This window comes from Pseudomonas sp. VI4.1 (genome assembly GCF_002029345.1).
Lineage (GTDB): Bacteria > Pseudomonadota > Gammaproteobacteria > Pseudomonadales > Pseudomonadaceae > Aquipseudomonas.
Map to the genome: position 1 here is coordinate 1 of NZ_MULM01000016.1, position 2,421 is coordinate 2,421.

Below are 2,421 nucleotides of genomic sequence, written 5' to 3' on the forward strand. Positions count from 1 at the left end.
GTAAGCGAACGGGCATTACAGGTTGCGTAACGGCAGCCAGTTATGCGGCAACAACCCGGCGATCTCACTGGCGCGCTGGGTCGGCAGCCGCATCAGCACATCCTTGAGATAAGCATACGGATCATGCCCGTTAAGCTTGGCCGATTGGATCAAGCTCATCAGCGCAGCCGCGCGTTGTCCGCTGCGTAACGACCCTGCAAAGAGCCAGTTCTTGCGTCCGAGCGCCCATGGCCGGATTTGCTGCTCGATGTGGTTGTTATCAATAGGCACCGCGCCGTCATCCAGATAACGTGACAACGCCGTCCAGCGTTTCAGGCTGTAATCCAGGGCCTTGGCGATGGCCACGCCATCGTGTACCAGCTCGCGCTGGGCGATCATCCAGGTGTGCAGCATGTCCATCACGGGGACGGCTTTTTCTTGTCGTATTCGTCGCCGTACATCGGGCTCCAAATCGCGGATTTCACTTTCGATTTCGTACAGCAACTGGATATAACGCAGAGCTTGCTCGGCGAGCGTGCTTTTGTTCGTGGCGTGAAGTTCGAAGAACTTGCGCCGCGCATGGGCCATGCAGCCGATTTCGGTGACACCGAGTGCAAAACTGGCCTTGTAACCACCAAAATCGTCGCAGACCAGCTTGCCCTTCCAGTTTTGCAGGAAGGCGCGGGCATGTTCGCCTGAGCGGCTGGGGCTGAAGTCGTACACCACTGCGCGGATATCGGCAGACGCAGTGGTTGCATAGGCCCAGACGTAGGCCCGATGGGTTTTCTTCGCGCCAGGCATGAGCACCTGTACCGGCGTTTCATCGGCGTGCACAACGTTGTGTCCAAGCACCACTTCGCGCAGAGCATCAACCAGTGGTTGCAGTTGCACACCGCAGGTGCCGACCCACTGCGCCAAGGTCGAGCGCGGGATGGCGAGGCCGGCCCGGCCAAAGATCTTTTCCTGACGGTACAGTGGCAAATGATCACCGTATTTGGCGATCATCACTTGAGCCAGCAAACCTGCTGTGGGGATGCCTTTGTCGATGACCTGCGCAGGAATAGGTGCCTGGATCAGGGTCTCGCAGTCCTCACAGACCCACTTGCCACGGATGTGTTGTTCAACCGTGAACACGCCGGGCGTGTAGTCGAGTTTCTCGCTGACATCCTCGCCGATACGCTTGAGGGCGCAGCCGCATTGGCAGTGAGTGTTGTCCGGTTCGTGATGGATTGGCGTGCGTGGAAACTCGGGCGGCAAGGCGGTGCGTTTAGGTTTTTGCCGAGCCACGGTCGGGGCTGGAGCGGGTTGCAACGCCTCAAGCTCGGCTTCGATGGCCGCGATATCGGCATCGATCACGTCATCGAGCAGGCTGGTTTGATACGGGTTTAGTTGCTCGCTGCGCTTGGCAAACTTGAAACGCTTGAGCTGTGCGATCTCGTGGGTCAGCTTGTCGTTGACCGTTTTGTAGTGATGGATCTGCTTGTCCATGGACTCGACTTTTTGATCGAGAGTCTCGACACGCTGCATCAGCTGCGCGGCGATAGCGCGCAGTTGTTCAGGGTTTAATTGGTCGAAATCAGGAAGCAAAGTCATGCCGCCGATTTTGTCAGAACAGGCCAACACTGACGATAGGCTCATCGGACAATTGCACGGCGACGCTGGCCATGGCAGTGATTACATCAGGGTGATCGCACTGTTTTGCCCAACTCGTTGCCAAGGTAAACCCAGCACCAGGGCATGCAGTTGTTCGGCACCCAATTCCATCTGCGAGCCGTGCCGAGATCCCGGCCAGAAAAACTTGCCTTGATGCAGTCGGCGCGCCGCCAGCCAGATACCCAACCCATCGTGCACCAGCACTTTCATGCGATTGGCGCGACGGTTGGCAAACAGATAAGCACAGTGCGGCTGCGCCGCACCGAACACGGCCACCACCCGCGCCAGCGCTGTGTCAGTGCCAGCGCGCATGTCCATGGGCTCAGTGGCGAGCCAGATGGCGTCGATACGGATCATCGCAGAAGGTCTCGAAGAAAGGTTGCACAGGCAGCAGCACTTTCAGTTGGCCAGTTCACTTTAACGGTGCCGCGCGGATGCTGGATCTCAACGCTGATAGTCGATGATGCCGCTTGCGACTCAGTGCTGGCGAGTGGCATGGGCAGTGAAACAAAAGCGGGATGCAGCGCCATGCTTTTCTGCGTTTGCAGCCGAATCCACTTGTGGACGAGGTTCGCGTTGAGGCTGTGGTGGAGCGCGATGCTGGCAATCGAGGCTCCGGGTTGGGCGCACTCTTGAATGACTTGGGCCTTGAACGACCTGGAATAGGAACGGCGTTGTGGCTGCATGAAAGACCCTCTTAAAAGGCTAGAAGTGGTGTCCACTTAAATTGAGGTGGACACCATCGCCTTTGGCGGTGGGGTCAGGAAGGTGTGTTTGCTGGCCGGTTAC

The 2,421-nt window shown here is 58.0% G+C and carries 3 protein-coding genes; all 3 read right to left on the reverse strand.

Annotation, left to right across the window (positions count from 1 at the left end; genetic code table 11):
• Window positions 1-15: 15 nt before the first annotated feature.
• On the reverse strand, window positions 16-1,572 hold the full coding sequence (locus BZ163_RS00130; protein ID WP_057977898.1) for an IS66 family transposase: 1,557 nt from the start codon (window positions 1,570-1,572) through the stop codon (window positions 16-18).
• Window positions 1,573-1,653: 81 nt separating this feature from the next.
• On the reverse strand, window positions 1,654-1,989 hold the full coding sequence (tnpB, locus tag BZ163_RS00135) for an IS66 family insertion sequence element accessory protein TnpB (RefSeq protein ID WP_019719038.1): 336 nt from the start codon (window positions 1,987-1,989) through the stop codon (window positions 1,654-1,656).
• Complete coding sequence (locus tag BZ163_RS00140) at window positions 1,986-2,318, reverse strand: transposase (RefSeq protein ID WP_256578891.1); 333 nt, start codon at window positions 2,316-2,318, stop codon at window positions 1,986-1,988. Before BZ163_RS00140 ends, tnpB begins: the two co-directional genes overlap by 4 nt.
• Window positions 2,319-2,421 lie beyond the last annotated feature (103 nt).